This window comes from Lentzea sp. NPDC020367 (genome assembly GCF_044387305.1).
Lineage (GTDB): Bacteria > Actinomycetota > Actinomycetes > Mycobacteriales > Pseudonocardiaceae > Lentzea.
Genome location: NZ_JBIRVV010000020.1, coordinates 41,918 through 64,721, shown reverse-complemented (window position 1 = coordinate 64,721; position 22,804 = coordinate 41,918). Strand labels below are relative to the sequence as shown.

Annotated in this window: 21 protein-coding genes and 2 tRNA genes; 9 read left to right on the top strand and 14 right to left on the bottom strand. The window is 68.7% G+C overall.

Annotated elements, in window-relative coordinates; genetic code table 11:
* Positions 1-25 precede the first annotated feature (25 nt).
* Positions 26-982, top strand: coding sequence for a GNAT family N-acetyltransferase (locus tag ACH413_RS43100; protein WP_360048527.1), 957 nt, complete (start codon positions 26-28; stop codon positions 980-982).
* Here the strand turns inward: ACH413_RS43100 and ACH413_RS43095 are convergent.
* On the bottom strand, positions 966-2,336 hold the full coding sequence (locus tag ACH413_RS43095) for a PLP-dependent aminotransferase family protein (protein ID WP_360048529.1): 1,371 nt from the start codon (positions 2,334-2,336) through the stop codon (positions 966-968). The genes ACH413_RS43100 and ACH413_RS43095 overlap by 17 nt on opposite strands.
* Positions 2,337-2,403: 67 nt before the next feature.
* On the opposite strand from ACH413_RS43095, the gene ACH413_RS43090 reads away from it, so the two are divergent.
* Positions 2,404-3,048, top strand: coding sequence for a pyridoxamine 5'-phosphate oxidase family protein (locus tag ACH413_RS43090; RefSeq protein ID WP_360048531.1), 645 nt, complete (start codon positions 2,404-2,406; stop codon positions 3,046-3,048).
* Here ACH413_RS43090 and ACH413_RS43085 read toward each other — a convergent pair.
* From ACH413_RS43085 to ACH413_RS43070, 4 genes are all read right to left on the bottom strand, one after another.
* On the bottom strand, positions 3,029-3,487 hold the full coding sequence (locus tag ACH413_RS43085; protein ID WP_360048532.1) for a cysteine dioxygenase family protein: 459 nt from the start codon (positions 3,485-3,487) through the stop codon (positions 3,029-3,031). The genes ACH413_RS43090 and ACH413_RS43085 overlap by 20 nt on opposite strands.
* 118 nt (positions 3,488-3,605) lie before the next feature.
* Positions 3,606-4,673 carry a cystathionine gamma-lyase gene (locus tag ACH413_RS43080; protein ID WP_360048534.1) on the bottom strand — a complete coding sequence of 356 codons (1,068 nt, stop codon included), beginning with the start codon at positions 4,671-4,673 and terminating at the stop codon, positions 3,606-3,608.
* A complete protein-coding gene (locus tag ACH413_RS43075; protein ID WP_360048536.1) occupies positions 4,670-5,680 on the bottom strand; it encodes an NAD(P)H-dependent glycerol-3-phosphate dehydrogenase in 1,011 nt (336 codons plus the stop codon). The genes ACH413_RS43080 and ACH413_RS43075 overlap by 4 nt, the downstream gene beginning before the upstream one ends.
* A 5-nt stretch (positions 5,681-5,685) precedes the next feature.
* On the bottom strand, positions 5,686-6,393 hold the full coding sequence (locus ACH413_RS43070) for a lysophospholipid acyltransferase family protein (RefSeq protein ID WP_360048538.1): 708 nt from the start codon (positions 6,391-6,393) through the stop codon (positions 5,686-5,688).
* A 71-nt stretch (positions 6,394-6,464) separates the two neighbouring features.
* On the opposite strand from ACH413_RS43070, the gene cofC reads away from it, so the two are divergent.
* The 3 genes from cofC (at position 6,465) to ACH413_RS43055 (ending at position 9,414) form a co-directional block, all read left to right on the top strand.
* Positions 6,465-7,088 (top strand): 2-phospho-L-lactate guanylyltransferase, encoded by a 624-nt coding sequence (cofC, locus tag ACH413_RS43065; RefSeq protein ID WP_360048540.1) that lies wholly within the window; start codon positions 6,465-6,467, stop codon positions 7,086-7,088.
* Positions 7,089-7,134: 46 nt separating this feature from the next.
* A complete protein-coding gene (locus ACH413_RS43060) occupies positions 7,135-8,109 on the top strand; it encodes a hypothetical protein (RefSeq protein WP_360048542.1) in 975 nt (324 codons plus the stop codon).
* Positions 8,110-8,247: 138 nt separating this feature from the next.
* Entirely contained in the window at positions 8,248-9,414 is a 1,167-nt protein-coding gene (locus ACH413_RS43055) for an acyltransferase (RefSeq protein ID WP_360048543.1), read from the top strand.
* On the opposite strand, the gene ACH413_RS43050 is transcribed toward ACH413_RS43055, so the two are convergent.
* Positions 9,336-10,151: a hypothetical protein gene (locus ACH413_RS43050; RefSeq protein WP_360048545.1), complete on the bottom strand. Its 816-nt coding sequence runs from the start codon at positions 10,149-10,151 to the stop codon at positions 9,336-9,338. The genes ACH413_RS43055 and ACH413_RS43050 overlap by 79 nt on opposite strands.
* Positions 10,091-10,867 carry a hypothetical protein gene (locus tag ACH413_RS43045; RefSeq protein WP_360048547.1) on the bottom strand — a complete coding sequence of 259 codons (777 nt, stop codon included), beginning with the start codon at positions 10,865-10,867 and terminating at the stop codon, positions 10,091-10,093. Before ACH413_RS43045 ends, ACH413_RS43050 begins: the two co-directional genes overlap by 61 nt.
* 479 nt (positions 10,868-11,346) lie before the next feature.
* Between ACH413_RS43045 and ACH413_RS43040 the strand changes: the two genes are divergently transcribed.
* Together ACH413_RS43040 and ACH413_RS43035 are read left to right on the top strand one after the other, a co-directional pair.
* The gene (locus ACH413_RS43040; RefSeq protein ID WP_360048548.1) at positions 11,347-13,629 is read left to right on the top strand and encodes an RNA degradosome polyphosphate kinase; all 2,283 of its coding nucleotides are present in this window, start codon (positions 11,347-11,349) and stop codon (positions 13,627-13,629) included.
* Positions 13,629-14,546, top strand: coding sequence for an NUDIX hydrolase (locus ACH413_RS43035; protein WP_360048575.1), 918 nt, complete (start codon positions 13,629-13,631; stop codon positions 14,544-14,546). The genes ACH413_RS43040 and ACH413_RS43035 overlap by 1 nt, the downstream gene beginning before the upstream one ends.
* 598 nt (positions 14,547-15,144) lie before the next feature.
* On the opposite strand, the gene ACH413_RS43030 is transcribed toward ACH413_RS43035, so the two are convergent.
* The 3 genes from ACH413_RS43030 to leuC form a co-directional block, all read right to left on the bottom strand.
* Positions 15,145-15,801, bottom strand: a complete 657-nt coding sequence (locus tag ACH413_RS43030; RefSeq protein WP_093593159.1) for an HU family DNA-binding protein — start codon at positions 15,799-15,801, stop codon at positions 15,145-15,147.
* A 187-nt stretch (positions 15,802-15,988) separates the two neighbouring features.
* The gene (leuD, locus tag ACH413_RS43025) at positions 15,989-16,591 is read right to left on the bottom strand and encodes a 3-isopropylmalate dehydratase small subunit (RefSeq protein ID WP_093593157.1); all 603 of its coding nucleotides are present in this window, start codon (positions 16,589-16,591) and stop codon (positions 15,989-15,991) included.
* 2 nt (positions 16,592-16,593) lie between these two features.
* A complete protein-coding gene (gene leuC / locus ACH413_RS43020) occupies positions 16,594-18,000 on the bottom strand; it encodes a 3-isopropylmalate dehydratase large subunit (RefSeq protein WP_360048549.1) in 1,407 nt (468 codons plus the stop codon).
* A 73-nt stretch (positions 18,001-18,073) separates the two neighbouring features.
* On the opposite strand from leuC, the gene ACH413_RS43015 reads away from it, so the two are divergent.
* Positions 18,074-18,775: an IclR family transcriptional regulator gene (locus ACH413_RS43015; RefSeq protein ID WP_053736944.1), complete on the top strand. Its 702-nt coding sequence runs from the start codon at positions 18,074-18,076 to the stop codon at positions 18,773-18,775.
* Positions 18,776-19,293: 518 nt separating this feature from the next.
* Here ACH413_RS43015 and ACH413_RS43010 read toward each other — a convergent pair.
* The 3 genes from ACH413_RS43010 to ACH413_RS43000 form a co-directional block, all read right to left on the bottom strand.
* Positions 19,294-19,366 (bottom strand) — tRNA-Glu (locus ACH413_RS43010).
* A 142-nt stretch (positions 19,367-19,508) separates the two neighbouring features.
* A tRNA-Gln gene (locus tag ACH413_RS43005) sits at positions 19,509-19,580 on the bottom strand.
* Positions 19,581-19,730: 150 nt separating this feature from the next.
* Positions 19,731-20,468: an HAD family hydrolase gene (locus tag ACH413_RS43000; protein WP_360048551.1), complete on the bottom strand. Its 738-nt coding sequence runs from the start codon at positions 20,466-20,468 to the stop codon at positions 19,731-19,733.
* A gap of 380 nt (positions 20,469-20,848) precedes the next feature.
* Here ACH413_RS43000 and ACH413_RS42995 point away from each other — a divergent pair, with 380 nt between their 5' ends.
* A complete protein-coding gene (locus ACH413_RS42995) occupies positions 20,849-22,105 on the top strand; it encodes an FAD-dependent oxidoreductase (RefSeq protein WP_360048553.1) in 1,257 nt (418 codons plus the stop codon).
* On the opposite strand, the gene ACH413_RS42990 is transcribed toward ACH413_RS42995, so the two are convergent.
* Positions 22,095-22,754, bottom strand: coding sequence for a response regulator transcription factor (locus tag ACH413_RS42990; RefSeq protein WP_093593145.1), 660 nt, complete (start codon positions 22,752-22,754; stop codon positions 22,095-22,097). The genes ACH413_RS42995 and ACH413_RS42990 overlap by 11 nt on opposite strands.
* Positions 22,755-22,804: the final 50 nt, after the last annotated feature.

Genomic DNA, 22,804 nt, shown 5'->3' with positions numbered 1-22,804 from the left:
CTACCTGCCAGTTAGCCTCGGTCGCGTGCTGGAGATCAAACCGCTCGACCTGGACGACGCGGCTGCGGTTCAGGCCTACGCGGACGTGCGGATCGCAGTCGATCCGGCGTCGAGCAGGGAACGGATCATCGCGTCGCTGCACGATAAGAACCCGGATTTCGACGAGGTGGTCCGCCTGATCGCCCGCCGCGACGGCGAAGGCGTCGGTATCACGTCCGCGGGTCTGCTCGGTGGTCTGAACGCACGGCTGGCGATCGGTCCGATCACGGTGCACCCGGAGCACCGCGGGCAGGGCGTCGGCACCGCGCTGCTGGACGCGTTGCTGCCGGAGTTGCGCGCCCGCGGCCGGGACACGTTCGAGAGCTGGGGTGTGATCAAGGGCAGCGTGGGCGAGCACTGGGCGGTGGCGCGCGGGTTCCGCGTGGCCGCGTCGAGGGTGATGCAACGGCTGACGTTCGCCGGCACCGATCCGGCTTCCCGGGAGATCGAGGCGCCACCCGGATACCGGCTGGAGCGGTGGATCGGCGCGACGCCGGAGCACCTCCTGGCGTCGGTCGCCGTGACCCGGCAGGCGATCCACGACGCGCCGGCCATGGAGTCCGCGCTGCGGGCACCGGCTTGGACGCCGGAGGTCGTGCGCGCCGAGGAGGCCGAGGCTCGCGCCGGCGGTGTCGAGCTGCGCGTCGCCGTCGTGGTCGAAGAAGCCACCGGCCTCGTGGTCGCGCTGACCGACGTCGCACTGCAGCCAGGCGACTCGGCGAACACGCGCTGGGGAAGCACGATGGTCGTGCCCGCCCATCGCGGCCACGGACTCGCCCGAGCCGTCAAGGCGCACATGCTGCGCTGGTTGCGCGCGGACCGGCCCGCGCTCGAGAGCGTCGACACCGGGACGGACGCGACCAACGCCGCCATGATCAGGGTGAACGAGCAGCTGGGCTTCGTCACCGACCGCGAGGTGGTTGTCGTCAGCCGTTCGCTGTGAGCAGTTCCGTCAGCACGGGCAGGGCGTTCACCAGCTGTTCCCGCGAGCACGCGCTGTAGCCGATGACCAGCCCGTGCAACTTGGCCCGGTTCACGTAGTGCCGGGCCAGGCCGTCCACCCGCAGGCCGCGTTCGAGTGCCTGCCTCGTGAGGTCACGTTCCCGTTCGGCACCAGGCAGCAGCACCACGACGTGCGCGCCCGCGTCGTCGCCGAGTACCTCGATACCGGCCTCCGCGAACGTGTCGATGATGAGCGCACGGCGTTCCGACAGCTCACGGCGCAGCTTGCGCAGGTGCCGGCCGAGGTCGCCCATGCGGGCCAGTTCGACGACGACCCGCTGGCCGGCGGCGGACGGGCTGGTGCCGGTCAGGTCGCGGTGTTCCAGCACGGTCGTGGCGATGTGCTCGGGCGCGACCATCCAGCCCGCGCCCAGGGTGGGTGTGAGGATCTTGCTCGTGGTGCCGAGGTGGACGACGACGTCCGGGGCGAGCGCGGCCAGTGACGGCAGCGGGGCGACGTCGTAGCGGAGTTCGCCGTCGTAGTCGTCCTCGATGACGAGCCAGCCGTCACGGCGGGCCCGTTCGACCAGCGCGACCCGGCGGCCCGCCGACATGCGGCCGCCCAGCGGGTACTGGTGGGCGGGCGAGCAGTAGACGGCCCTCACGCCCGCCGGCACGGCGTCCGGCAGCAGTCCTTCGGCGTCGACCGCGGCCTGGACGACCTTCAGACCGTTGGCGCGGAAGACGCCCACGGCCCGTTGGTAGCCGGGTTCCTCGACGGCCACCGCGTCGCCGCGCTTCAGCACCGCGACCGCGATCTCGGTCAGCACGGCGGTGGTGCCGCCGGTCGCGAGCACCGGGTCGGCGTTGACGGCCAGGCCGCGGTGCCGCAGCAGGTGTTCGGCGATGGCCTCGCGGTACTCGGGCAGGCCCGCGCGTTCGGGACGGGACAACGGGGGTGCGTCCGCCGCCGCGCGCCACGCCCTGCGCCAGGCCGCGCGGTCGAGGCCTCCGGCCCAGGGCGCGCCGGTGCCGAGGTCCACGAAATCGGTGATGGTGGGCGCGACGGGCTTGCGCGAACGCTTGCGCAACGGGCCGGGCGGCGTGGTGGTGACGTACGTGCCGGAGCCGTGCCGGCCGGCGATCCAGCCTTCCGCGTGCAACTGTTCGTAGGCGGCGGCAGTGACCGTGCGGGAGACTCCAAGACTGTCGGCCAACGCACGCGTGGACGGCAGCCGGTCGCCCGCACGCAGGCGTCCTTCCGACGCCGCCGAGCGGAGCGCGTCGGCGAGTTGGACGGCGAGCGGTTCGGCGGACTCGCGGTCCAGCGCGACGGGAAGTGCGGTTTCAGCCAAAGTGGCCTTCTCAGATCGATCAGAAATGGCGCTTCAATGATGCCACTTCCGCGCGCACAGTAGAGACATGACCTCTGACGTGCAGCTCTCCCCCACCCCGCGCAGCACCGTGATCCGCGGCAAGAAGCGAGCCGTCGAAGACCGCCAGGTGCTCTACGACATCCTCGACGCGGGCATGGTGTGCCATCTCTCCGTGGAGGTCGACAGGGCGCCGTTCCTCATCCCCACCGCGTACGGGCGGGACGGCAACACCATCTTCCTGCACGGGTCGACGGGCTCACGGTCCATCAGGAGCATGCTCGAGGGCAAGCAGGTTTGCGTCGCGGTCACGTTGGTGGACGGCGTCGTCTATTCACGGTCGGTGTTCCACCACTCGATGAACTACCGGTCGGCGATCATCCACGGCACCGCGAAGATCGCCGAGGACACCTCGCACGCCCTGCGCACGATCGTCGAGCACGTGACGCCGGGCAGCTGGGACTACGCGCGGCAGCCGTCCAAGAAGGAGCTCGCGCAGACGGCCGCCCTGGAGATCGACCTCACCGAGGCCAGCGTCAAGGTGCGCGCCGGCGGGCCGGGCGAGGAGCCGTCGGACCTCGAAGCGAACCTCGTGTGGGCCGGACACATGCCACTCATCCAGTCGTGGGGCGCGCCGGTGCCGCACGAGACGGACAGGGCGATCCCGCCGCACGTCAGCGAACGGGGCCGTTGACCGGGTCGTAGCGGTACGGGGTCATGGCGCGTGTGCCGTGGCGGTACACGTGGATCGACACGGCCGGATCCACACCGTCGTTGCGCACCTGGTGCACGTAGCCAGGGCCCCACACGCGGGACTGACCGGTGTGCAGCGTGTGCACGACCTGGATCTTCGTGGTCACGACCTCGGTCAGCAGGCCGCTGACCACGGTGAACGCACCGGAGGTGTGGTCGTGGTCGTGCAGCGACGCGACCTGGCCGGGGAGCCAGCTCATCAGCCAGATCTCCTGGTCACCGGTCTTGTCGACCAGCGCGGAGAAGCGCTCTTCTGGGTCGTAGCGCAGCAGGTGCTTCCAGCGGTCGCGGTCGGCCGCCCACGCCAAAGCCACCCGGACGGGGTGCAGCAGCTGGGTGTTTTCAGGCAGAACGACGCTGTTCTCGGGAACGGCGAACATCGGGGAAAAGTCCTAACCAGGCGAGTGCGCGAAAAGAGGACGCGGGACTATCGCCAGGTACAACAGCAACATGCGTTGAAGGACATGGAGCAGAGGGTCCCGAAAACGGGACCCTCCGTCAATCCAGTCCCAAAGCGTGGGACACGTCCGCGACCAGGTCTCGAGTGTCCTCACAGCCGGCCGAGAAGCGCACCAGGCCCTCGGGCACCGGGTCGCCGAACTGGGCCCGCCGGTCCGCGGTCGAGTGCAGGCCGCCGAACGACGTCGCCGCCGAGACGAGCTTCGAGCGCGACAGGAACTTCTCGACGGCGGCCACGTCCGGCAGTTCGAACGTCAGCACGCCGTTGAACCGCCGCATCTGCTGCGCCGCCACGAGGTACGAGGGATCGTCCGACGCGCCCGGCCAACGCAGGTTCGCCACCCGGCCCTTGAGCAACGCGTGGATCGCGGCGGCGTTCTCCGCCTGCCGCGCGAGCCGCAGGTCCAGGGTTCCCAGGCCGCGCAACGCGAGCCACGTCTCGAACGGGCCCGCGATCGCGCCGCTCATCGTCCGCGCGTCCCGCACCTTCGCCGCCAGCTCGGGAGAAGCCAGCGTCACGTGTCCGAAGAGGACATCGCTGTGACCCGCGACCGCCTTGGTGTCCGAAGCCACCACGACGTCCGCGCCCAGCTCCAGCGGCCGTTGCCCCAACGGCGTCGCGGTCGTGTTGTCCACGGCCAGCAACGCACCCGCGGCGTGGGCAGCCTCTGCGAGCGACGCGATGTCGCAGACGTCCAGGCCGGGGTTCGACGGCGTCTCCAGGAGAACCAGCCGAACGCCCTCGAAGGACGGGTACGGCCCTGCCGTAGGCACCTCGACCACGTTCACGTCCATTTCGGACACGAACTTCCGGGTCAGGAAGTAGCCGTCCGACGGGACGACCAGAGTGTCCCCAGTGGACAGAACCGTCCGCAGCAACGTCGAGATGGCCGCCATCCCGGACGGGAAGACGACGCACTCGCCCCCTTCCAACGACCCCAGGGCGGATTCGAGTGCCCGCCAGGTCGGGTTGCCGGCGCGGCCGTAGTAGTCCTCGCCGCCCAGGTGGTACGCCGACGCGAACACCGGCTGCGCGCCGAACGGATCTCCCGGCTCGCCGGAAACCGCGTGGACGACCCGTGTGCCGTCACCGAGTTCGGGGCTCACTGGCGTTCGTGCTTCCGGTCGCGACCCAGCAGCGCGGCACCGAGGTCCCGCACGCTCAGGCCGTCGTGGCAGACCTGGTGGATGCCTTCGGTGATCGGCATGTCGACGCCGTTCGCCGCCGCGAGTTCGCGGATCGACGAGCAGGACTTCACGCCCTCGGCGACCTGTCCGTGCGCGGCCTCCTGCGCCTGCGCGAGAGTGTCGCCACGCCCGAGCCGTTCGCCGAAGGACCGGTTGCGCGACAACGGCGACGCGCACGTCGCGACCAGGTCACCCAGTCCGGCGAGGCCCGCGAACGTCAGCGGGTCGGCGCCCAGAGCGGCGCCCAGCCGTGCCGTCTCGGCCAGGCCGCGGGTGATGATCGACGCCATCGTGTTGTCGCCGTAGCCCATGCCCGCGGCCATGCCGCACGCCAGCGCGATGACGTTCTTGCACGCCCCGCCCAGCTCGCAGCCGACCACGTCGGTGTTGGTGTACGGGCGGAAGTACGAGTTCGAGCACGCGTGCTGCAGGTCGACCGCGCGGTCGTGGTCCGTGCACGCGATGACGGTCGCGGTCGGCTGCTCGACGGCGATCTCCTTGGCCAGGTTCGGCCCGGACACCACGGCGACCTGCGACTCGTCGACGCCGGCGACCTCGCGGATCACCTCGCTCATCCGCTTCAGCGTGCCGAGCTCGACACCCTTGGACAGCGACACGAGCGTCGCGTCCGGCGGCAGCAGTTCCTTCCACGCCGACAGGTTCACCCGCAGCGTCTGCGACGGCACGGCCAGCACCACCGCGTCCGCCCCGTCCAGCGCCTTGGCCGGATCGGAGGTGGCGCCGAGGTTGGCCGGCAACGAGATGCCGGGCAGGTAGCCGGAGTTCACGCGGGTCTCGGTGATCTCCGAGGCGACGTCCTGACGCCGCGCCCACAGCACGACCTCGGGACCGGAGTCCGCGATGACCTTCGCGAAGGCCGTGCCCCACGAACCGGAGCCGAGCACCGCAACACGTTCGATCGCCATGGTGTTCAGGCCTTCCTCGGTCCGTAGAAGCCCTCGGGGGCCGGCTCCTGACGCACCTCGGCCAGGTGCTCCTTGACCGCGCCCATCAGCAGGTCCGTGACCTCGCGCAGCATCGGGAGCGTCTCCTCCCTGCCGCGGTAGGCGGAGAGGTCGACCGGTTCGCCGACGAAGTGCGTGATCGTCTTGCGCGGGAACGGCCGGAACTTCTTCGCGTAGTGGTTGTAGAGGTCGAGCGTGCCCCAGCGGGCGACGGGGATGACCGGGCCGTCGTGCTGCAACGCCAGCCGAGCCACGCCGGTGCGCGAGTTCGCGGGCCAGCCGTCGGGGTCCTTGGTGATCGTGCCCTCGGGGTAGATCACCACGATCTGACCGGTCGCCAGCGCCTTGTGCGCCTCGCGCAGGCTCTGCTGGGCGTCCGTGGTCCCCCGGTAGACGGGGATCTGGTTCGCGCCCTTCAGGATCCGGCCCATGATCGGCACGTTCCACAGGCTGTGCTTCGCCAGGAAGTGCGGCACCCGGTAGTTGCGGTGCACGAACACGGCGTCGTAGCACGGGTCGAGGTGCGAGATGTGGTTCATGACGAGCAGGGCCGCCCCCTGGCGCGGGATGCGGTCCCCGTGCAGGATCCGGTGCCTGCCCAGCACGAACGACATCGGGTAGACGATCGCCGCGGCGACCCCGACCCAAAAGCCGCCCTTCTCCCTTTTGGCCACGAGGCCTCTCCTTACCTGCGTAGATCTGCGCCCGAGAGCACAGTAGTCGCCGAATCGTGGACTATGACTAGGTGCGGGATGAAGTTGACCTAGTGGTCCCGGTCAAGACCCTCGACAGGGCCAAGACCAGGCTGACCAGCGCGACCGGCGGAGATCCGGTGTCGCACGCGGCGCTGGCGCTCGCGCTCGCCCTCGACACGGTGAGCGCGGCGATCGCCACCCCCGGTGTCCGCCGAGTGGTCACGATCACATCGGACCCGGCCGTCGCGTCCGAAATGGCCGCTCTCGGTGTCGAGTCGCTGCCGGAGCCCGCCGAGCCCGGACTCAACGCGGCTTTGCGGCACGGCGCGCGCACGCTCCGGTCGTCCCGGATCGGCGCGCTTCAGGCGGACCTGCCGGCGCTCAGGCCCGACGAGTTGCAGGCCGCGCTCGAAGCCTCGGCCGGACGGCGCGCGTTCGTCCCGGACCGTCAGGGCACCGGCACGACGTTGCTCCTCGCGGCACCTGGCGGAGAACTCGACCCGAGGTTCGGCGTCGGGTCGGCCGGGCACCACCGGGTTTCCGGTGCGGTCGCGCTGATCGGCGCGTGGCCGTCGTTGCGCTGTGACGTGGACACGGAAGAAGATCTGCGGCTCGCGCTCATGCTCGGCCTCGGCACGCACACCGCGAACGCCTTGCCCGCCTGGACAACCTGAGCAGTCCTCACGCGTCTTCCCGGGTGATCACGACTTGGGGAGACTGATGCGAGCGCTCATCGCGCTGGCGGGCGTCACTGCGCTCGCAGGCTGTGTGGCCGCCTATCCGATCGACCGTCCACCGGACTACCGGGCGGAGAACAACCTCAGCACGTGCGGGGTGGACCTGCCCCAGGACTGGAAGGACCGGCTGTCGCGCACGTCGACAGAGGCGGGCTCGCACGAGAAGGTCACCGTCGTCGCGGCGGACGCAGACGGCGGCACGACGCTGGTGAAGACCACACGCAACAGGACTACCGAACTTGTGCTGCGCGACCACGGCAAACGCCAGCAGGTGGTCGCGATGCAGAACGACGGGCAGGTGTTCGGCGTCGAGTTCGACGGCCGCTGGGTGACGTTCTCCACCACGCCCAACCCGGCCAACCTCGCCACGACGACCTACGCGTGGGACTCGCGCAACGACGGCGCACCCGCCGAGATCGGCGGCTACGGTGCCGTGGTGCACAACGGCAAAGCCGCCTGGTCGGACCGTGCGGGCGTGCACTTCTACGACCTGGCCAAGAAGAAGGACAGGATCGTCGGCCAGGGCGAGACTCCCGTGTTCTTCGGCGACGCGGTCATCTGGCAGCAGGGCGGGAAGTTCCGCGGTGAGGGAGCGCTGCCGGAACAGCTGGCGAACGCGACCCCCGGCCCCAGCGTGGCATCGGACGGCCGCACGGTGGTGTGGACGCAGGGCGACAAGCTGCGCGGGTGGCGCGACGGCTGGCCGGAACCCCGTGACCTGGCCGGGATCAAGCTCACGCCGACGAGCGAGGGCATCCTGTTCCCGCGGGTCAGCGGGGACTTCGTGTCATGGGTCTCGGGGTCGTCCCACGTCACGGACATGCGCAGCGGCGCGACCCTGCGCATGACCGACGGCGCGTACTGGCTGGAAGTCCACGGCGGAGTGCTTACGCAGCAAGGATGGCGCGTCGCGGCCACCGCGCCGCTCTCGGAGCTTTCACCGCTGAGCAGGTGTTAAGGCCGTGACGAACGCCACGAAAGTGTTGGTTTAGGCAACGCAACGGGGAACCCCGGCACCTTTACATCCGTATCCCCTGCTGCAAACGACGTATCCCCCGACGTCGTTCCCCGACGCATTGCCCCGAGGTGTACCTGCATGACTTCACTGACGCACGCCGACTACCTGGCGTTGCGCCGCTTTCCCGCTCTGGACGGCCTGCGTGCCATTGCCGCGGTCCTGGTCGTCTTCTTCCACTACGGCGGCCCCGACTGGCTCCAGGGCTGGGCCGGTGTCCAGATGTTCTTCGTCCTCAGCGGATTCCTGATCACCACGCTGATGCTGCGCGAGGAGCACCGGACCGGCGAGATCTCGCTCGGTGAGTTCTACCTGCGGCGGGCGTTCCGGATTCTGCCTGTCTACTTCGTGATCCTGCTCGTGACGGTCGCCGCCTCGGCGCTCTACGGCACGTTCGTCAGCAACGGGATCGGCTCCGCGCTCAAGTACTTCCTCACGTTCACCAACGAGTTCGCCGGCGGCAGCCCGTACGGGCAGTCCTGGTCGCTGGGCATCGAGCAGAAGTTCTACCTGGTCTGGCCACTGGTGGCGATCGCGCTGGGCACCGTCGTGCTGCGCCGCCGCGCCGGTGCCGCCGTCCTGGGCATGCTGCTCGCGCTCGTGGTCGTGAACTTCACCGCGTCGCACAGCAACCCCGGCTGGCCGCTGCACTACTTCTCGATCCTGACCGGCGTGCTGCTCGCGATCGCGCTGCACAGCCCGCGTGGGTTCGCCCTGCTGCGCCCGCTCACGAACCGGGTCGCGCAGGTGATCGTCGCGATCGGATTCGTCGCGGTGCACCTGAGCGTGAAGCCGATCGCCGCCTTCCTCGACGGGATCAACGGAATTCCCGGTCACGTGCTGGTCATCCCGGTGTACGCGCTCGCGACGGCGGTGCTGCTGACCGCGATGATCGCGCCGGGACCGGCCACGACCTTCCTGTCCACGAAGCCGATGCAGTTCGTCGGCGAGCGTTCGTACTCGCTCTACCTGGTGCAGACGATCGCCGCGACGATCATCGCGTTCTTCTGGCCCGCGTTGTCCGGTCTCGGCCAGTCCGTCGTGGTCACGGCGCTGGGGCTGGCGCTGGCGAGTGTCCTCTACGCGACCGTGGAGATCCCGATGATCAACCTCGGCCGCCGCGTGATCACCCGCCAGCGCGCGAAAGCCGCCGTCGAGGCAGGTCTTGCTCAGCAGGGTGCGCCGCAGGCTCCCACTCCGCAGTCCGAGTCGTCGCGGCTCGCGACCATCGGGCAGGCCCAGCCGTAGAACGGGTTCGGGGCGAGCGGCACGGGTTCCCGGTCGCTCTCCCTGGCCAGTTCCCTGGCGTGGTGGGCGGTCAGCGTCACGGGAGTGCCGCTCGCCTGCGCCTCGTAGGCGCCCTTCTCCAGCTGCAGGATCTCGACGCCGCGCGAGATGTCCGCGACGAACACGGTGTCGCGGTGCCAGTACGGCGCCCACGAGGTCGCGGTGTCCGGCCGCCAGTACCCGATCTGGATCGGCTTGGCGGGGTTGGAGATGTCGAGGAACCTCGTGCCCTGGTTGTACCAGGAGTAGGCGACGATCCTCTTCTGCACGTCGAAGTAGTGCGCGGAACACGTGACGTCGCCGGGGATCGTGCCCTCCTGGTCGTCCGGGCTCCAGATGCCGACGGTCCTCATCTCCTTGGGCTGCTCGCCCCAGCCCTCACCGTTGTGCGTGCCCTGCAGCGAGGAGATGACGAACCGGCCCTCGGTCTTGCAGGTCGGCGAACCGAACGCCTCCTCGGTGTGCAGCAGCAGTGAACCGGCAGGGTTCTCCCGCGTCGGCTGCGGTCCATCGCTCAGAGTCCGGCCGATCGGGCGGAACGAGTTGTGCGTGAACGAGGTCGGCATGTCCGCCTTCGGCACCGTGCCGCCCGCGTACGCGACGGGATCCCACGCCTTCGCCTCGCGGTACTTGCCGCTCAACGGGTCCCGGTGCCAGCCCTGCGTGTAGTAGCCGCGGGTGCCGTCGTCGCCCGCCACCCAGGCGATTCCCTGCGCGTCGACCTGGACGTCGTGCGTGATCTTCCCCTCGCCGGCCTTGCCACGGACGTCGACGGAGACCGGAAGTTCCTTCGGGTCTTCGGATCGCGGATGTCGGTGACGAAGATCCGCCCGGTCTTGGCGTCCGACCGGTCGAGTCCCGCCGTCCAGAGGAACTGGCAGTCGTTGACGCAGGTGCTCGTGTGGCCGGTGTTCTGCCGGTGAAAACTGAGGATCTTGAGGTCGGCGGGGTCCACAGCGGACACGATGTAGTTGCCGGTCGGGCGGTCGCCGGGCAGTGCGCGCCCGAACGAGTTGACCTCGCGCGCCAGGAACGCGAGCTTGCGCTTGGGGTCGACGTTGATGTCCTCGTTCTCCCAGAAGCGCTTCGTCGGGTCGTCGCCCGGCAGCGCCATCTCCTCCTTGGTGAGGTGGTCGAGGAGCTTGGGCTTGTCGAGGTCGGTGACGTCGAACGTCTTGAGCCCGGTCTCCATGCTCACGAACGCCACGTCGCGCTTGCCGTACTGGGCGAACGCGATCGAGATGGCCCGTTCGGTACCGGGAAGTGAGGCTTTCAGGCGGACGTTCTTCGCCGCCGCCTGGAGTCGTGGTTTGTCCACCTGGGGAGTTCTGGGTTCGGCTGAGGCAGCCGAAGCCAGTCCTGCCGTGGTGAAGGCCAGCAGGGTCGCCGCGGTGATCGTGGCCATAACCTTCATGGATCGACCCTGGCAGCGGCGCGAATGAGACGTGTAGGTCCGAACGTCTGGTGCTGTGCCCGCTAACCCTTGCCGTACGCATTCGACGCTCAGACGGGTGCATCGCGTTACCGACCCCCGCCCCCCATATCGGGCATATGGGGGGCGGGGGTCGGTGGCGCGAGGTGCCCTGCTGAGTGCCGGATGCGGCCGGTGAGGATTGCGGGCACAGCACTAGGGTTCTGGTCCGTGCAGGCGACCGTGTCTACTTTTAACAGCGACGGCTCTGCCGTCGTTCTGCGTGATGACGGCGTTCTCGTCGACGTGAGTGCCGAAGCCGTCACGGCGGGTGGCTGGCGAATGCTGCGTCCGGGGCAACGGGTGACCCTCGAACGTAGTCCCGGCGGAGCCGTTACCGCTCTTCGCATGCCTGTTCTGTGACGAGGAGTTCACCAGACGGACGTCCTGCTTGGGGGCGCTCACGGCGATAGTGCGCCACAATGCGTGACGTGAGCAAGGACGACGGCAACGACGGTAAGGCGACCCCCTCGCGACGCCGCACCCCGCGTGCGAAAGCGGAAACGGCGACCCCGCGCAAGCAGCCTCGCGCGGCGACCCGGCGAGTGTCCACGACGCGGGCGAAGGTCGAACGGGGGCCCACGGCCGCCGCCCCGTTGCGCGGCGTGCCTTCCGCGCCGCCCGCCGTGACGTCGAGCGCGCTACCGACCGACCTGCCGGACGACCGGTATTTCAACCGTGAACTGTCCTGGTTGGACTTCAACGCCCGCGTGCTCGCACTGGCGGAGGACTCCTCGCAGCCGTTGCTGGAGCGCGCGAAGTTCCTCGCGATCTTCGCCTCGAACCTGGACGAGTTCTACATGGTCCGGGTCGCGGGCCTGAAGCGCCGCGCGGAGACCGGTCTCTCGGTGCGCAGCGCGGACGGGCTCACCCCGCAGGAGCAGCTCGTGTCGATCTCCAAGCGCTCGCAGGAACTCGTGGAGCAGCACGCCCGCGCGTTCCTCGACCACATCCGGCCGGGCCTGGAAGAGCACCGGATCAGCATCGTGACGTGGGGCGACCTCACGGACTACGACCGGCTGAGGCTCTCCAACTACTTCAGCGAGCAAGTGTTCCCGGTCCTGACGCCGCTGGCCGTCGACCCGGCGCACCCGTTCCCCTACATCTCGGGGCTGTCGCTGAACCTCGCGGTGACCGTGCGCGATCCCGAGGGCGGCGGTGAGCGGTTCGCCCGCGTGAAGGTGCCGGACAACGTGCCGCGTCTCGTTCGGGTGGAAGGGGACCGGTCGTCGTCGTCCGCGACCTTCCTGCCGCTCGAGGAACTCATCGCCGCGCACCTGGGCGAGCTGTTCACCGGCATGGAGGTCATCGAGTGCCACGCGTTCCGCGTGACGCGCAACGCGGACCTCGAGGTCGAGGAGGACCGCGACGAGGACCTGTTGCAGGCGTTGGAACGCGAGCTCGCGCGGCGCCGGTTCGGCCCGCCGGTGCGGCTGGAAGTCGCCGACGACATGACCGAGCACATGCTCGAACTGTTGCTGCGGGAGATGGAGGTCGACCCGCACGACGTCGTGACCGTGCCCGGCTTGCTCGATTTGTCGTGCCTGTGGCAGCTCTACGGCATCGACCGCAAGACGTTGAAGGACCCGGCGTTCGTGCCGGCGACGCACCCGGCGTTCGGGGAGCGCGAGACGCCGAAGAGCGTTTTCGCGACGCTGCGCGAGGGTGACGTGCTCGTGCACCACCCGTACGACTCGTTCTCCACGTCGGTGCAGCGCTTCATCGAGCAGGCCGCGGCCGACCCGCACGTGCTCGCCATCAAGCAGACGCTGTACCGCACCTCGGGTGACTCGCCGATCGTGGACGCGCTGATCGACGCGGCCGAGGCGGGCAAGCAGGTCGTGGCGCTCGTGGAGCTCAAGGCGCGCTTCGACGAGCAGGCGAACATCAAGTGGGCGCGGGCGCTGGAAAAGGCGGGCGTGCACGTCGTCTACGGCCTGGTGGGCCTGAAGACGCACTGCAAGACGTCGTTGGTCGTGCGCCAGGAAGGCTCGACGATCCGCCGTTACTGCCACATCGGCACCGGCAACTACAACCCGAAGACCGCGCGGTTGTACGAGGACGTCGGCATCCTGACGGCTGAGCCGACGATCGGCGCGGACCTCACCGACCTCTTCAACGTCCTGACCGGCTATGCCCGCCAGGACGAGTACCGCGCGCTGCTCGTCGCGCCCTACGGCGTCCGCAAGGGAATCGTCGACCGGATCAACCTGGAGATCGAGCGCGCGCAGGCGGGCGAGCCCTCCGGTGTGCGCATCAAGGTGAACTCGCTCGTGGACGAGCAGGTCATCGACGCGCTGTACCGGGCGTCGCAGGCCGGCGTGCCCGTCGACGTGGTCGTGCGCGGCATCTGCGGCCTGAAGCCCGGCGTCAAGGGACTGTCGGAGAACATCCAGGTGCGGTCGATCCTGGGCCGGTTCCTGGAGCACTCGCGCGTCTTCCACTTCGTCGCCTGCGACGAGTACTGGATCGGCAGCGCGGACATGATGCACCGCAACCTGGACCGCCGCGTCGAGGTCGCCCTGCGCGTGGCCGACCCGCGGCTGACCAAGCAACTGGCCGACATGTTCGAGTCGGCGCTCGACCCGCACACCCGCTGCTGGGTCCTGCGCTCTGACGGAGAATGGGAAGCCTCGCCCTCGGACGGCTCGTCCGTGCGCGACCATCAGATGGAACTGCTGCACAAGCACGGAGCTCTTGGGTGATCAAAGCTGCTGGGGCGGTGCTCTGGCGCGATGCGGACGGAAACGTCGAAGTCGCGGTCGTGCACCGTCAGCGTTATGACGACTGGTCGTTGCCGAAGGGCAAACTCGACCACGGAGAGACGATTCCCGCCTGCGCCGTGCGGGAGATCAAGGAGGAGACGGGCTTCTCCTGTGTCCTCGGCCGCCATCTGCGACAGGTGTCGTATTCCGTGAAGGGCGTGCCGAAGACCGTCGACTACTACGCCGCGCAGGCCGTTTCCGGTTCGTTCGTCCCCAACGAAGAAGTCGACGTACTGCGGTGGCTGCCCATCGCAGAGGCGACGGAGTTGCTGACCTACGGACCGGACCGGGACGTGCTGGCGGAGTTCGCGCGCCTGCCCGCCGACCTGCTGCTGGTCGTGCTGGTGCGGCACGCGAAGGCCGGGAAGCGTTCCGAGTGGGACGGCGACGACGACCTCCGCCCGCTCTCGGACGCGGGCTGGCGCCAGGCCGCGGCGCTGCGCACGTTGTTGCCCCTGTGGGCACCGGTGCGCGTCCACACCGCGCCCAGGGTGCGTTGCGCGGACACCGTGCGGGCCGTGGCAACGGACCTGTCCGTGGAGATGGTCGAGGAGTATCGGCTGTCGGAGGAGGGCTACTGGCCCGACCCGGACGCCGGTCTCGTGCGCCTGCTGGAGGTCGCCGCGCTCGAAGGCAGGGCCGTCGTCTCCTCGCAGGGCGGCGTGATTCCGGCCGTCGTGCAGTCGCTGGCGGAGATGGGCGGGCTGCGGCTCGACGAAATCCCCTGCAAGAAGGGCAGCACGTGGGTGCTGGCCTTCACCAGGCCGTTCGGCACGTGGTCCACTTCGGACTCACCTTCGAGCTGGCCAACCCTGGTGTCGGCGCACTACCTGGCCTCGCCGCTGCCGCGTCCCTAGCCGCTGTTGCAGACGTTTTCAGCCGCCGTCTTCCCGCTCTGACGAAAGTTCGCCTGTGGCAACCAAGTCGGGCCGGAAGGCGGCGGTTTCGCTTGCGCCGGGGGCGTTCGCAGGCGTGCCGGCGTTATTTCTATTGGCGGGCCGGGGGTTCGGAGGAACCGTGCCGGGCAATCCTCCCGGCCGCGTTCCGGAATTCTGAGCGGCGCCTCAAAGTCGTGCCGCAGGTGGTCTGACTCCGGCTCGGCGGAACGTTTCCGGAGCCTCGGCACCGTCCTTCTCCCGGCTTCTCCCCGCCTTGTGGCGAATGCGGGACGGCTCTCCAAGCATGTGAACCACATGGGCACGCCGCGCGGACCCACCCCGTGTTCCAGGCGTGCCAGGCAGCTCCGCCACGCCTGTGGCGGCTTCCCGGACGCCCCAAGCGACTCCCCAGCCGCCTCCGGCGCATCCCAGGCGTGCCAGGCACCTCCGCGGCCCCTCGCTCGCCTTTCCCGCAGGCCAAGCACCTTTCCCCGGACACACGAAGGCCCCGGTGTGCGCACACCGGGGCCTTCCGCGTGGTTCTTGAAGTGACGCAGCCTCCCTGAGGAGGCCCGTCTCACTTCTTCTTGGCAGCCGTCTTGCGAGCAGCCGGCTTCGCAGCCGCGGTCTTCGCAGCAGGCTTGGCCGCAGCCGTCGTCTTGGCGGCAGCGGGCTTGCGGGCCGCGGGGGCCTTCGCAGCAGCGGCCGGCTTGGCGGCGGTCTTCGTGGCGGTCGCCTTCGCGGGCGCCTTGGCAGCAGCGGGCTTCGCCGCGGCAGCCGTGGTGGTGCGACGGGTCGCGGGCGCCTTGGTGGCGGCCGCGGCCGTGCGGGTGCGCGTCGTGGTCGTCGCGCGGGTCGTCGCGGCCTTGGTCGCCGGAGCCTTGGTAGCCGCGGGCTTCGCGGCAGCAGCGGCGGCGGGCTTCGCGGCAGCCTTGGCCGCAACAGCCTTCGGCAGCTTCTTCGCACCGCTGATGACGTCCTTGAACGTCGAGCCGGGGCGGAACGCGGGCACGTTGGTCTTCTTGACCTTCACGGTCTCGCCCGTACGCGGGTTGCGCGCGGTGCGAGCCGCACGGGCGCGCTTCTCGAAGACGCCGAAGCCCGTGATGTTGACCTTCTCGCCCTTGTTGACGCTGCGGACGATCACGTCCACGAGGCCGTCAACAGCTGCGCCGGCGGTCTTCTTGTCTCCAAGGCGCTCGGCGAGCGCCTCGATGAGCTGGGCCTTATTCACCGTCAGTCCCTCCCAGGACGCTCACGGCCCTAAGAGAGCGGGCCGACTAGAACGCAACGGTAGGCCCAAAACGCGAGAAATACCAATCGCCACGCCAGATTTTTCGTTGTGGCGTGGCTAATTGCGCCCCTTCGAGGGACAGGAGAGGCCGGATTCGCCCCTCTCAAGGGGAGAATCCGGCCCCCTCTCAGACCGCCGGAAGCGGATCCGTTGTGGGCAGCCAAGTCTGGCGATTGCCCTCGAATGCGCTGATCTCAGGCTCGTGGCGCAACGTCAAAGCGATGTCGTCGAGCCCTTCTAGAAGGCGCCAGCGGGTGTAGTCGTCGATCTCGAACGGGGCAACCAAGTCCTTGGCGCGAACGGTCTTGTCGGTGAGGTCCACCGTGACCGCCGTGCCGGGTTCGGACTCCAGCAACTTCCACAGGAGCTCGACATCGGACTGGCTGCACTGCGCCGCCACGAGACCCTGCTTGCCGGAGTTGCCCCGGAAGATGTCCGCGAACCGGGACGAGATGACGACCCGGAAGCCGTAGTCCATCAACGCCCAGACGGCGTGTTCCCGAGAGGACCCGGTGCCGAAGTCAGGGCCCGCAACGAGGACGCTGCCCGCCTTGAACGGCTCCTGGTTGAGGATGAAGTGCTCGTCGCCGCGCCAGGCCGCGAAGAGCCCGTCCTCGAACCCGGTGCGGGTCACGCGCTTGAGGTAGACGGCCGGGATGATCTGGTCGGTGTCCACGTTGGACCTGCGCAGCGGCACACCGACGCCCGTGTGGGTGGTGAAGGCATCCATGCTCAGACCTCCAGGTCTGCGGGGGCGGAGAGGGTGCCGCGCACGGCCGTGGCGGCGGCGACGAGCGGGGAGACGAGGTGCGTCCTGCCGCCCTTGCCCTGCCTGCCCTCGAAGTTGCGGTTGGAGGTCGACGCGCTGCGCTCGCCGGGCGCGAGCTGATCCGGGTTCATGCCAAGGCACATCGAGCAGCCGGCCTGCCGCCACTCCGCGCCCGCGTCGAGGAAGACCTTGTCCAGGCCCTCGTCCTCGGCCTGCTTGCGCACCCGCATCGAACCGGGGACGACCAGCATCCGTACTCCTGAAGCGACGTGCTTCCCCTTGATGACGTCCGCCGCGGCGCGCAGGTCCTCGATGCGCCCGTTGGTGCAGGAGCCGAGGAACACCGTGTCCACGCGGATGTCGCGCAGTGGCGTGCCGGGCTCGAGGCCCATGTACGTCAGCGCCTTCTCGGCGGCCACGCGCTCGTTCTCGTCCGCGATCTTCTCGGGGTCGGGGATGTTCGCGCTCAGAGGCAGACCCTGGCCGGGGTTGGTGCCCCACGTGACGAACGGAGTGAGCTCGGCCGCGGAGATGTGGACCTCCGCGTCGAAAGTCGCGTCGTCGTCGGTGCGCAGCGTCTTCCAGTACTCGACGGCCGCGTCCCAGTCCGCGCCGGAAGGCGCGTGCGGACGACCGAAGATGTAGTCGAAAGTCGTGTCGTCCGGTGCGATCATGCCGGCGCGCGCGCCCGCCTCGATCGACATGTTGCAGACCGTCATGCGCGCTTCCATCGACAGCGCCTCGATGGCGTCGCCGCGGTACTCGAGCACATAGCCCTGTCCGCCACCGGTTCCGATCTTCGCGATGACGGCGAGGATGATGTCCTTCGCCGTGACGCCTTCGCCGAGCGGCCCGTTGACGTTGATGGCCATCGTCTTGAACGGACGCAACGGCAACGTCTGCGTCGCCATCACGTGCTCCACCTCAGACGTGCCGATGCCGAACGCGAGCGCGCCGAACGCACCGTGGGTGCTCGTGTGGCTGTCGCCGCACACCACCGTCATTCCCGGCTGCGTGAGACCGAGCTGCGGGCCGACCACGTGGACGATGCCCTGCTCGAAGTCCCCCATCGGGTGCAGCCGCACCCCGAACTCCGCGCAGTTGCGCCGGAGCGTCTCAACCTGCGTGCGCGACACCAGATCCGCGATCGGCTTGTCGATGTCGACGGTCGGAACGTTGTGATCCTCGGTGGCGATCGTGAGATCGGCCCTGCGCAGCTTGCGGTTCGCAAGGCGCAGCCCGTCGAACGCCTGGGGGCTGGTGACTTCGTGCAGCAGATGGAGGTCGATGTAAAGCAGGTCCGGCTCCGCACCACTTCCGTGGCGCACAACGTGTGCCTCCCACACCTTCTCCGCGAGCGTGCGGCTCATCGCGACATCTCCCACATTATGGACGCGCCGACAGATCTGGACTTCTCACTGTCTGGGAAGTTAGTATCGGCTTGTGGGACAGCATAGCGGGATCGGCGTGCTGGACAAGGCAGTGGCCGTGTTGAACGCCGTAGCAAAAGATCCTTGTGGCCTGGCCGAGTTGTGCAACCGCACCGGCCTCCCGCGAGCGACCGCACACCGCCTGGCCGTAGGCCTCGAGGTGCACAGGTTGCTGCGCCGAGGCTCCGACGGCCGCTGGCGTCCGGGCGCCGCTCTGGCCGAACTGGCGGGCGGCGCGACAGACCCGTTGCTGGACGCCGCTTCCTCAGTACTGCCGCGCCTGCGCGACATCACCGGCGAAAGCGTGCAGCTCTACCGCCGCGACGGCATGCAACGAGTCTGCGTCTCCTCAGCAGAACCCCCGTCGGGCCTGCGCGACACGGTCCCCATCGGCGCCAGGCTCCCCATGACAGCGGGCTCAGGCGCCAAAGTCCTTGCCGCGTGGTCAGACCCAGGCACCCAAAGAGCAGTCCTGGCGGACGCCGTCTACGGCGAACGCACCCTCCTGGAAGTCCGCCGCCGAGGCTGGGCACAAAGCGTGGCAGAACGAGAACCAGGCGTGGCCTCGGTCTCAGCCCCGGTAAGGGACTCCTCAGGCGCCGTAGTGGCAGCCGTCTCAGTAAGTGGCCCCATTGACCGAATGGGCCGCCGCCCAGGCGCCCGCTGGGCAGCGGACCTACTCGCCGCAGCCGAAGCGCTGCAAAGCCGCCTCTAAAGCACCAACCGCACCCCACCGGCCGCTCTCCCAACAGGGAGGGCGGCCGCTCGCTTTCCCACCCGACACGCCGCCCATCCCAAACGACACGCGGCAAGCCCGTCTCAACAGGCCCAGGCCCATCCGGCCCAACGCACAGGAGGAAGGACCGCGCGAAGGCAGGCAGCGAGGAACGAAGGTGAGACACGGCCACGGCAAGCGGACTGAGGCGCTTACGAATGCGAGCAGCAGCCCGGACTATTGCTCGACACCGACGCGATAGGGGCCCCTACAAGGCCAGCAATGAATGCGCCCCGGTCCTTGGGTGATCGCCGTCACGCAAATCAAGGGAGACGAGCGAAGCGAGGCCAGCCCCATTCGCGAGCGAAGCGAAGCGCTAACCGAAAGGTCCGGGCAACACCCACGCCGGGGGTCCGGGGGCGGAGCCCGCCGGCTGGGGGTCTGGGGGCTCGGCCCCCAGAGGACACAGCGAAAGAGGCCTGTCTGCGCACTCCGCAGACAGGCCTCTAACACCTCTGTAGCCCCGAAGGGATTCGAACCCTCGCTACCGCCTTGAGAGGGCGGCGTCCTAGGCCGCTAGACGACGGGGCCCTAGAACTTCTTGCTGGCTTGAACCTTATCAGATCGCTCTGTCCGGTCCAAATCCGGCTATTCAGTTCTTTTCTTACCTACTGCACTTCTTGCTATTTCAGCAGCTCCGAAAGCTTACCCGAGGGCAGTTCTTCCGCAGCAGCTGGGGTACCAGGACTCGAACCTAGACTAACTGAACCAGAATCAGTCGTGCTGCCAATTACACCATACCCCATTGGCTTTCGCGATCGACTTCGTTGTCCCGAAGGAGTTCCGAGGTCCTCGTTGCTGCCGTGAGAAATACTAGACCACGCCCCCACCAGAAGTGAAATCGGCCCCCACCTGAACGCATATGCGCAGGTGGGAGCCGGTCTCGAGGCGCTTCTCAGGCGCTGGCGGTGGAGAGCTCGCAGACGAGGAGCTCCGGCAGTTCCGCGAGCGTCGTGATGGACGACAGGCCCGCAGGCAGCGTGCCACCGGTCGGGCCGGTGCGGTTGATCCAGACACCGTGCATTCCGGCGTCGCGCGCGCCGATGGCGTCGGCGTGCAGGCGGTCTCCCACGTGGACGGTGTCGCCGGGCGAGACGCCCAGGGCGAGGCACGCGGTGTGGAAGATCACGCGGTCCGGCTTGGCGCAGCCGACCTCGCCGGCGATGAGCACCGCGTCGAAGTACTCGGAGAGGCCGAGCTGGGCGATCTTCACGCGCTGGTGGCGGCCCGACGCGTTGCTGATCGCGGCGATCGGGAGACCTGTCGCCCGCAGCCAGTCGAGCATCGGGATGACGTCCGGGAACAGGCACCAGCCGGAGGTGAGGACCTCCTGGCGGCCGAGCTCGCGACGGGTGGCTTCCTCCAGCGTGAGCTCCTCGCCGAGTGCGGCGAAGAAGGCCTGGGTGCGGATGTTGCGCATCGACTCGTACTGGAGCTCACCGGCGAGCTGACGGGAGACGTGGTCGTCGGTGATTCGCTGCCACAACGACCAGGCGTCGGCGTTACCGACCATCGAGGCCAACGCGGCTCGCGATGAACTGCTGTAGTCGACAAGTGTGTCGTCGACGTCCAGGCAGACAGCGCGGATCTCGCCGGTTCTCTTACGCGTGAAAGTCGGGGACGCAGTTGTCACTCCGGAAGGTTAGGTGCGCGGGGCCCTCGTCCGATTCGGCTAACGAGGTGATTCCTATAGGTCCTTGCACGATCCAGCTGACCTTGAGGCCCCGAACGAACTAGTCACACTCCTCCGAGCGCCGAATGCAATCACCCGGTCGAGTGTTATTCGGCGGCGCAACGATCTCTGCCCGAGCGGGCGGTTCCAGGAGCGCGACACCCTAGCTCGCACAGCGACATTCCGCACCAGCCGCAACCTTTTCGGGGCCTGGGTCCCCAGACCGTCCACATTGGACCGACCCGAACGAGAGCCACGACACCGGGAATCCGGCTTGACGCACCTGGCGATCAAGAGCATGCTTGAGTTTATTCAACACCGGTTGAAAAGAGGGGATCGACATGGAGAGGACGACCTGTCTCGTCGTCGGCGGCGGACCTGCCGGAATGGTGCTGGGACTGCTCCTGGCCCGCGGTGGCGTCGAGGTCACGGTGCTGGAGAAGCACGGTGACTTCCTGCGCGACTTCCGCGGCGACACGGTGCACGCGTCAACGCTCACGCTGCTGGACGAGCTGGGGCTCGGTCCGGCGTTCGAGCAGGTGCCGCACCAGGACGTCGACAAGATCGAGGCCCTGCTCGACGGCGGCGCCAAGGCCACGATCGCCGACCTGTCCCGGCTTCCCGGCCCGAACAAGCGCATCGCGATGGTGCCCCAGTGGGACTTCCTGGACCTGCTGGCGGACGCGGGCAGGCTCGAACCGACGTTCACGCTGCGGATGAACACCGAGGTCACCTCGATCACCAAGAGCGGCAACAGGGTCACGGGCGTGAAGTACCGGGACCGCGTCGACGGGCACGAGGGCGAGATCGTCGCGGACCTCGTGGTGGCGGCGGACGGGCGGAGCTCGATCCTGCGCGCGGCCGTGGAACTTCCGGTCTACCGCTTCGGCGCGCCGATGGACGTGTGGTGGTTCCGCTTGCCGCGCAACGAAAGCGATCCGGTCAAGGGCGGCGGCGGCAGGTTCAGCGCCAGCAGCGGACTCGTGCTCATTCCACGCGGCGAGTACTTCCAGTGCGCTTTCCTGATCCGCAAGGGAACGGACCAGGCCGTGCGCGCCGAGGGTGTCGAGAAGTTCCGCGAACGCGTCGTGACGCTCGTCCCGTGGCTCGCGGACCGGGTCGAGCACATCAAGAGCATCGACGACCCGAAGCTCCTCGACGTGAAGCTGGACCGGTTGCGGCACTGGCACGTCGACGGACTGCTGTGCATCGGTGACGCGGCGCACGCGATGTCACCGGTCGGCGGCGTCGGCATCAACCTCGCCGTGCAGGACGCGGTCGCCGCGGCCACCGTGCTCGCGCGGCCGTTGCGGGAAGGCAAGGTCACGAGCGCGACGCTCGCGAAGGTGCGCGGACGCAGGCTGTTCCCGACCGTGGTGATCCAGACCATGCAGCGGGTCATCCACCGGCTGTTCCTGGGCCGCAAGCTCAACAGCACGGCGACGGTCTCGAGCACGGGCACGCCGTTCATGCTCAAGGTCGCGCAGAAGCTGCCGTTCCTGCAGGCGGTGCCGGCCTACATGATCGCGATCGGGCCCCGTCCCGAGCACGCGCCGGACTTCGCGCGCAGGGCACCGCAGACCATCGCTAGGTCGTGACGAAGGCCTCGGAGCTCTCGCCGAGCACCAACGCCACGGCGTGGGCGCGGTCACGGGCGCCCAGCTTGCGCAGGATCGCCTTCACGTGGGTCTTCACGGTGTCGTTGCTGATGAAGAGCCGCTGGGCGATGCGCGCGTTGTCCATCCCCTTCGCCATCTCGGCCAGCACGTCGAACTCCCGTGCCGACAGCCTGCCGAGCGACGCGGGTGGCGGCATCCGCGACGGCAGGCGCGCGAGTGACCCCACCCGCGCGTCGATCGTGGCGGGAGCACCCCGCACCGCGGCCGCGATCAGCGGTAACAGCTCGGCCACGGGCGAGGTTTTCAGCAGGTAGGCCACCGCGCCGGCGTCGAGAGCCGCGCGGGCCCAGCTCGGACTGTCCGCATTGGACAGCACGACGACGCGGGCGCTCGGCCGGTACTGCGCCGTGTCCCGCACGGTGCGCAGCGGTCCGGCGCCCGGGACGTCGAAGTCCGTGACGACCAGATCCACCAGAGTGCCGCGCAGGCTGCGCGCAGCCTCGGCCACGGTGTGGGCGATGCCCACAACGCGGAAGCAGTGCGTGCGATGCAGCGAAAGCCGCAGCCCTTCGGTGATGAGCTGCGATCCGTCGACCAGCAACACACGGGTGGACGCCAGGTCCGTCATGACACCGGGAAGTTACTCGCGGGTACCCGGATGCGTAACCTGCCGGACGC